Genomic DNA, 6,894 nt, shown 5'->3' with positions numbered 1-6,894 from the left:
GATTAACCTTCCCAAACAGTGACAAGACCCTGACGGTATGCCGGGGTGAGTGACTCACAACAAGTTGACACCGAGCGCCCGCGCGACGAGTGATCCCCACAGCCCAAAGCAGCGTCAGGTAACGCAGAGGGATGCCACTAGACGCAGAGTAGTGTCAGACGACGCGGTTTCGTGTCACCAGACGGGGCTCATTGCCGCCCGAGGCGCTGCCATCACCCGACGAAGCTCAGCGCAACCCGACGCGGTGCCGCTGCCCGGCACAGCCAGAACGCGCCGCCGAAGGCGGTCGGCACAGGTGCGCCGCACGATGCAGGTGCGCCGCACGATGCAGATGCGCTATGCGATGCAGATGCGCTATGCGATGCAGGTGCGCCATGCGCTGCAGCGCCGCCTTAGCGAAACAGCACTAACTGCGTCAAGAAGCAGTCGGCAGAAGCGGCGCAAGCCGCTCGCGAATAGCCTGCTGAATGACGTCGCGAGCAGACGTCGCATCAACGATGAGGTAGCGTTCGGGGTGAGCCGCGGCAAGGGCGAGGAATCCCTCGCGCACCGCCGTGTGAAAGGCTACGGCCTCGCGCTCGAGACGGTCGGGGCTTTCGCCGCGGTGCGCCATGCGGCTCGCGGCTGCGGCAGGGTCGATGTCGAGCAGCACCGTGAGATCCGGCCACAACGCTCCGGTCGCCCACTCGCTGAGCCGCAGCACCTCGTCGGTGTTGAGTACCCGGCCTGCGCCCTGGTAGGCCAGTGATGAGTCGATGTACCGATCTTGTACAACTACTTCACCGCGGAAAAGCGCCGGGCGAACGATCTCAGCGATATGCTGCGCGCGGTCGGCCGCGTAGAGCAATGCTTCGGCTTTGGGGTCGATCGCAACATCGGTGTGCAGAAGCAGGTTACGAATGTTCTGCCCGACAGCAGTGCCACCCGGCTCGCGGGTGCGGCACACGGTGTGGCCGTTGCCCTCAAGCCACGCTTGCAGGGCCTCGGCCTGGGTCGTTTTGCCGGCCCCGTCGCCCCCTTCAAAGGTGACAAAGAGGCCGGCTCGCGTTGCTGGCATTAGCCGTCAGATTTCTGAGCGGCCTCGGCCGCTGCCTTGTTTGCTGCGCGAGTCGCGGCGGCTTTCTTAGCTGCGGCGGATCGGGCGGGATCCACGGCTTTTTTCGTGGTTCCGGTCGCCTTCTTTGCCGCGGTCTTCTTCGCAGGAGCTTTCTTCTTCGCGGGTGCCTTCTTCTTGGCGGGGCCCTTCGCTCGCTTAATCGCGATGAGTTCGACGGCACGTTCGAAGGTGATCTCTTCAACCGTTTCGCCGCGGGGAATCGTCGCGTTCGTCTCGCCGTCGGTGACGTACGGGCCGAAACGGCCATCTTTCACCTTGATCGGCTTGCCACTCACCGGGTCAGCCGCGAACTCTTTGAGCGCGCTTGCCGCTTTGCGCCCGCCGTATTTCGGCTGCGAGAAGAGCTCGAGAGCGCCGGCAAGATCGATGTCGAAGATCGCGTCTTCGCTCGGCAGCGATCGAGTGTCGGTACCCTTCTTGAGGTACGCACCGTACCGACCGTTCTGAGCGGTGATGACGCTCTCGGTTTCGGGGTCGACTCCGACCTCGCGCGGGAGGTTCAAGAGCTTGAGCGCGGTTTCGAGGTCAATCGTCTCGGTCTCCATTGACTTGAAGAGCGAGGCGGTGCGTGGCTTCTCACCCTTAGGCAAGGGATCTTCGTGCACCTCGGTGACGTAGGGACCGAAACGGCCGTTCTTGGCAACGACGTTGAGCCCGGTGTCGGGGTTCACGCCGACAACGCGATCTTCGAGCGGCTCCTGGTCAGCGAGCTCATGCGCTTTTTCAGGCGTGAGCTCGTCGGGCGCGAGGCCGTCGGGAATGTTCACGATACGAGGTTTCACCTCGCCGGTCTCTTCGCTCACCTCGCACTTATCGTCGAGTACCTCGAGGTACGGGCCGTACTTTCCGTTGCGCAGCGAGATCTCATCGTCGATACGAATGGTGTTAATCGCTCGCGCGTCGATCTCACCGAGGTTGTCAACGACTCCACGTAGACCTGGGTGGTCGTCAGCGCCGAAGTAAAAGCCTTTGAGCCACTCGGTGCGGTCGGTGTTGCCCATTGCGATTCCGTCGAGTTCGCTCTCCATCTTCGCGGTGAAGTCGTAATCGACGAGCTCATCAAAGTGCTCTTCGAGCAGGCGAACAACTGAGAAGGCGATCCAGCTCGGCACGAGAGCCTGCCCCTTCTTGGTGACATAGCCGCGATCCATGATCGTGCTAATAATGGCGGCGTACGTTGACGGGCGCCCGATGCCAAGCTCCTCGAGACGCTTCGTGAGGCTCGCCTCGGTGTAACGCGGTGGCGGCGAGGTGCGGTGTTCTTTGGCCTCTGGTTCTTCGATCGTGAGCGGATCGCCCTCGGCAAGCTGCGGCAACACGACGTTCTGGCGGGTCGCGTCGCCGCGTCGCTCATCAGTGCCTTCTTCATAGGCAAGAAGGAAGCCGGGGAACGTGATGACCGTTCCGCTCGCGGTGAACTCAATGGTTTTTCCAGCGGCGTCAGCGGTGAGTGTCACCGTGTCGGTCGAGCCCTTGGCGTCGGCCATCTGGCTCGCAACGGTACGCTTCCAGATCAGGTCGTACAGTGCGAACTCGCTCGAAGTCAGCGTCTTTTTGAGGGCGCTTGGCTTCTGGAAGGTATCGCCGGCTGGGCGAATTGCCTCGTGAGCCTCTTGAGCGCCCTTCGACTTGCCCTGGTACACCCGGGGTTTGTCGGGCACCGTCTGGGCGCCATAGAGCTCGGCTGCCTGCGACCTGGCGGCGTTGATGGCCTGTGCCGAGAGCGTCGGTGAGTCGGTACGCATATACGTAATGTGACCGTTCTCATACAGTGACTGCGCAATCGACATGGTCTGACGCGAGCTGAAACGCAGCTTACGCGACGCCTCCTGCTGCAAGGTCGAGGTGGTGAAGGGGGCTGCGGGGCGGCGTGTGTGTGGCTTCGTTTCGACGCCAACGACGGTTGCCCGTGCTGCGGCCTCGAGCGCCTTTTCGATCTCTTTCGCCTGCGTCTCACTGAGCACGGTTACGGCATTGCGCTCAGCTGAGGGAGTGAGTTGGCCGTCATCACCGAAATCGCTACCCGAAGCAATCTTCTTGCCGTCGAGACGAACAGCCCGCGCTTCGAACGCGGTACTGTCTTTGGCCTCGGCGCCTGGCACGAATGAGGCAACGAGATCCCAGTACTCTGCGGTGCGGTAGGCAAGACGCTCACGTTCACGGTCAACAACGAGCCTCGTCGCGGCCGACTGGACGCGACCAGCCGAGAGCTTGGGAGCAACTTTGCGCCAGAGCACGGGCGAAATATCGTATCCATACAGCCTGTCAAGGATGCGGCGGGTTTCTTGAGCATCGACGAGCGCATGATCAAGATCGCGCGTGTTTTCAACCGCGTGTTCGATAGCTTCCTGCGTGATCTCGTGAAAGACCATTCGACGAACCGGAACCTTCGGCTTCAGTACCTCAAGAAGGTGCCACGCGATTGCCTCTCCCTCGCGGTCCTCATCAGTTGCGAGCCAGAGTTCGTCTGCTTCTTTGAGCGCCCTCTTCAGGTCGGTAACCGTTTTCTTTTTGTTCGCACCCACGACGTAGTACGGTGCGAACCCGTTATCTACGTCGACGCCAAACTTTCCGAAAGGGCCTTTTTTCAAGTCTGCTGGGAGCTCTGAAGGCTCAGCCAAGTCACGAATGTGACCGACAGAGGCGATCACATCGTACTCGGGACCCAAAAAGGCGCCAATGGTCTTGGCCTTTGTCGGTGACTCGACAATGACTAGCTTCTTGGATTTCGCCACGGTACTCCTTATATATAGGGCATCAGCGATGAGGTTCTCGGCTGCAACGATACACAATTACCCCTAATACTACGTGTCCTTTCCTGCTCACATGCCCAACCGGGCACCGTTAATGCCAGCCTTCGCCGTGTTCGTAGTGGTGCCAAGCCCCGTTACAACCCTCACAGAAACCACGACGGCATCGCTCGCTACCTCGCACAAGATGACCTCGGCTTGCCCGGCCGACGCAACGAGAGCGGCACCGTGACAAGGATCACCCGAAGCCCAGCCAAAGGCGCGGTCAGCGGCGGCGAGCGCAGCACTATCGGCAACGCTCGCCGCCCGCTGGCTCCCTTCAAGCGCGGAAGCAACATGCAAACCTGCCGCCCCGATCACGAGAGAGCCAGCGATAAGGGCGACGGTCACGGGGGCACTCATGCCGTCTCCTGAGAGACCAGAGCGCACCCCTCGCCCGTCACTCTCAGCGCCGCGAGCACCCCGGTACGTTGCGCAAAACTCACTTCAATGCAGAGGAGCTGACCACGTTGTTCCCTGACTACAACGGCACCCGGAGGTAACCGTGACTCGCGAGTCGCGGCAAGCGTGGTGTCACCCCTCGCTTCAAGTCTCGCGATGTCATGCGCTCCCGCGACGAGAGCAACACGGGTGCCTGAGAGCACCAGAGCAGTAACCACGATGGCGACAACCATGGCAATAATCGGAACGAGAATCGCGAACTCAGCGGTACTGGCCCCACGTTCACACTTGAGAAGATTCATCCCGCAGCTGAGAAGGCCTGCTGCACGAGGTTCAGAAGCATCGCCTGTACCTCACCGCTTCGCATGATGGCCACGAGTACGCCAGCGAGAGCAACCGCGGCCATAATCACAATGGCATACTCGGCGGTGGCGGCTCCCTTCTCATCCTGAAGAGGCGAAAGCAATCGCTGCGAGAGTAAAGAAGGGCTCTGGCCTTGGAAACAGGCCGCCAGCTCTTCGTCTTCATACGGCTGCGCCTCCCGCCCCGGTATCTCGGTCTTGCCCTGCCTACCGGTCGAGACGCCCTCGGGCCGGATGCTGGGCGGTGAAATCGTGTTCATGATGTTTCCTTTCTCTGTGGTGTAGGAGCCAGTCTGCTCGTTTCGTGCTCCTCACTGCAGAAACCATCAACACCCCTCAACCGCCTAAAAGCCCCAGCATGATCGGAATGACCCCGAGGCAAATAAGCGAAGGGAGCACGCACAAACCCAATGGAACCAGCACTTTCACGGCAAGTCGCTCTGCCGCGGTTTCTAGACCACTCCTGCCTTCTGCGCGCTGTTCAGCCGCGTGTAACAGCAACAGCTCATGCAACGAAACACCGCTCTCTCGCCCTCGCTCAATAAGCAAAGTCAGTGCTCCTTGCTCAGCAAATGCGTCAAGATCGGCCCACAACGCCTGCGCTTCATCGACGGTGTGAACGACGATTCGTTTTGCCTCCCGAACCCCAGCACCGCCCATCAAGGCAATAGCGAGGAGCTCGGCCTCACTCCCTCCAACATGATCGTGACGCCCCACGCTCCGCACCATCGAGAGCCCCCAGCTCACACCGAGCACGAGCAACAGCAGCCCGACCACCCCGGCAATCGCCCCCTGCGGTGTCGCCAGTTGAGCAAACGCGTCGATGCCAAGCAGTTGCCCACCGAGCAGCGCAACAAGTGGCAGCGCAGAGATCAAAAGCACCGTACTCTGTGGGCCGGCAAGCAACACTCTGCGTTTCCTCGACACCTCGGAAATCTCGCTGAACGATTCAGCCATGCGCTCAAACGCCCCGGCAACCGGAGCACCCGACCGTTCGGCAATGATCCACGCCGCAGTGAGCAGCCTCCATTGCTCGCCTTCCTGCGCTTCGAACACCAGCGCGTCTTCGCTCCCGCGTTCTCCCTGGCGGATCGCCGAGCTCGCGACCGCGGCAGAGTGCCCCTGGCTCGCTGCGAGATGCGTCAGGGCCCGACGCGGCGACATACCACCCCGCATAAGCGAAGCGGCCTCGGCCGCAAACACCGCTGCCTCACGCGTCACGAGCCACGCGCCGCTCCACGATGAATCGTGTGAACGTGTAACGTGTACCTGTCATTCAGTTCGAGTGCGCCGACCGCACTAATGTGGTGCCTCTGGCCTTCGCGTTCCAGGTGAACCACGTATTGGAAGGCCGAGGCCGCTTGCCTCGCGAGAGCCTCGCGCGACAGGCCAGCGAGCAGGCCCAAGGCCTCGAGCCTCGCCGGCACATCGTCGAGGGTGCTCGCGTGCAATGTGCCGGCCCCGCCATCGTGCCCGGTGTTCAGCGCCGCCATGAGGGTCACAAGTTCTGGCCCACGGCACTCGCCAACGACGATGCGGTCAGGGCGCATGCGCAGTGTCTCGGCGAGCAACACGTCGACTGAAACGGCACCACGCCCCTCGGCATTGGCGAGCCTTGCCTCGAGCGCGAGATGGTGAGGGTGTCTGAGTTTCAGCTCTCTGACGTCTTCGAGCGAAACGATGCGTTCGTTCGAGGGCACCTCATCGAGCAGGGCAGCGAGCAACGTCGTCTTACCGCTACCGGTTGCACCAGTGAGGAGCAGATTCTTCTTCGTTCTCACCGCCTCGTGCAGCATCAACGCCACCGCTGGCTCGCAGAGCCCGGCTCGAACGAGTTGGCGGTAGTCAGGACGTTCGGGGCGAGGCACTCGAATCGAAAGAGCTGCAGCCTCTGGTACTAGGGGCGCGAGAACCGCGTGAACGCGGATGCCGCTCCCCAAACGCACGTTCGCGTACGGATGCAATTCGTCAAGATTGCGACCGCCCTGCTCAACCATCGATCGGGCAAGATCAGCGATTTGTGAGGGCGCCGGCGCTAACTGGTCAAGGTGCTGCACCCCCTTCCCTACGTCGACCCACACCTCGCCTCGCCCGTCTCTGACCTGCACCAAAATGTCGCGCAGCCCAGGCTGCTCAAGTAGGGGCGCGAGCGGCCCGAAAGCACGCAGCTGGCTAAAGCTCAGCCCGTGTTGAGCGATGGGCGATGTCGCGTGAGCAGTCATGG

The 6,894-nt window shown here is 61.7% G+C and carries 7 protein-coding genes; all 7 read right to left on the bottom strand.

The annotated features are described in order from the left end of the window. Positions 1-415: 415 nt before the first annotated feature. Positions 416-1,057, bottom strand: a complete 642-nt coding sequence (gene tmk / locus KTJ78_RS10125) for a dTMP kinase (RefSeq protein ID WP_217135336.1) — start codon at positions 1,055-1,057, stop codon at positions 416-418. After that, on the bottom strand, positions 1,057-3,852 hold the full coding sequence (topA, locus tag KTJ78_RS10120) for a type I DNA topoisomerase (protein ID WP_217135334.1): 2,796 nt from the start codon (positions 3,850-3,852) through the stop codon (positions 1,057-1,059). Before topA ends, tmk begins: the two co-directional genes overlap by 1 nt. Positions 3,853-3,939: 87 nt before the next feature. Continuing rightward, positions 3,940-4,269, bottom strand: a complete 330-nt coding sequence (locus KTJ78_RS10115) for a helicase (RefSeq protein WP_217135332.1) — start codon at positions 4,267-4,269, stop codon at positions 3,940-3,942. Next, positions 4,266-4,610, bottom strand: coding sequence for a TadE/TadG family type IV pilus assembly protein (locus tag KTJ78_RS10110; protein WP_217135330.1), 345 nt, complete (start codon positions 4,608-4,610; stop codon positions 4,266-4,268). The genes KTJ78_RS10115 and KTJ78_RS10110 overlap by 4 nt, the downstream gene beginning before the upstream one ends. Next, complete coding sequence (locus tag KTJ78_RS13985) at positions 4,607-4,930, bottom strand: DUF4244 domain-containing protein (protein ID WP_217135329.1); 324 nt, start codon at positions 4,928-4,930, stop codon at positions 4,607-4,609. Before KTJ78_RS13985 ends, KTJ78_RS10110 begins: the two co-directional genes overlap by 4 nt. Positions 4,931-5,006: 76 nt before the next feature. Then, the gene (locus tag KTJ78_RS10100) at positions 5,007-5,891 is read right to left on the bottom strand and encodes a type II secretion system F family protein (RefSeq protein WP_217135328.1); all 885 of its coding nucleotides are present in this window, start codon (positions 5,889-5,891) and stop codon (positions 5,007-5,009) included. Next, entirely contained in the window at positions 5,888-6,892 is a 1,005-nt protein-coding gene (locus KTJ78_RS10095; RefSeq protein ID WP_217135327.1) for a TadA family conjugal transfer-associated ATPase, read from the bottom strand. Before KTJ78_RS10095 ends, KTJ78_RS10100 begins: the two co-directional genes overlap by 4 nt. Positions 6,893-6,894: the final 2 nt, after the last annotated feature.

Origin of the sequence: Leucobacter chinensis (assembly GCF_019049105.1) — a bacterium.
Taxonomy (GTDB): Bacteria; Actinomycetota; Actinomycetes; order Actinomycetales; family Microbacteriaceae; genus Leucobacter_A; species Leucobacter_A chinensis.
The sequence above is the reverse complement of the archived record's forward strand: the minus strand, read 5'-3'. Positions and strand labels throughout refer to the sequence as shown.

Coding starts and splice junctions, on each gene's coding strand:
- KTJ78_RS10110 (WP_217135330.1), bottom strand. CDS start 4,610: ATGAATCTTCTCAAGTGTGAACGTGGGGCCAGTACCGCTGAGTTCGCG.
- KTJ78_RS10115 (WP_217135332.1), bottom strand. CDS start 4,269: ATGAGTGCCCCCGTGACCGTCGCCCTTATCGCTGGCTCTCTCGTGATC.
- KTJ78_RS13985 (WP_217135329.1), bottom strand. CDS start 4,930: ATGAACACGATTTCACCGCCCAGCATCCGGCCCGAGGGCGTCTCGACC.
- tmk (WP_217135336.1), bottom strand. CDS start 1,057: ATGCCAGCAACGCGAGCCGGCCTCTTTGTCACCTTTGAAGGGGGCGAC.
- KTJ78_RS10095 (WP_217135327.1), bottom strand. CDS start 6,892: ATGACTGCTCACGCGACATCGCCCATCGCTCAACACGGGCTGAGCTTT.